This is a genomic window from Methylobacterium sp. SD274 (assembly GCF_017355285.1).
In the GTDB taxonomy this organism is placed as follows: domain Bacteria; phylum Pseudomonadota; class Alphaproteobacteria; order Rhizobiales; family Beijerinckiaceae; genus Methylobacterium.
Genome location: NZ_JADIJP010000086.1, coordinates 1 through 309, shown reverse-complemented (window position 1 = coordinate 309; position 309 = coordinate 1). Strand labels below are relative to the sequence as shown.

1 tRNA gene is annotated in these 309 nt (G+C 61.5%); it reads left to right on the top strand.

Features of this window, described 5'->3' with window-relative positions:
• The first annotated feature begins 125 nt into the window (after nt 1–125).
• A tRNA-Ala gene (locus IPV08_RS24355) sits at nt 126–201 on the top strand.
• Nucleotides 202–309: the final 108 nt, after the last annotated feature.

Here is a 309-nt window from a genome sequence, read left to right as displayed (position 1 = left end):
TCGTTGGTTGCCTCAGGCGCCGGCGTCGACCTCCGTCGACTTTGGCTCCGCGCATCGGCGCGGACGGCCGGTCGGCCTTGCGAAGCGTCGCTTCGTTCTTACTGGCGCTCCGATCCCAATCGTTTGGGGCTGTAGCTCAGCTGGGAGAGCAGTTGCTTTGCAAGCATCAGGTCGTCGGTTCGATCCCGTCCAGCTCCACCATTCCTTGTCTCCCCGTATGGGTCGAGGCTCGCATGGGTTCGTTGGACCGCATCCGGAACATCACAAGTTTGCAGAGGGCAGGGGCCAAAATCCCGCTCAATGCGAAAT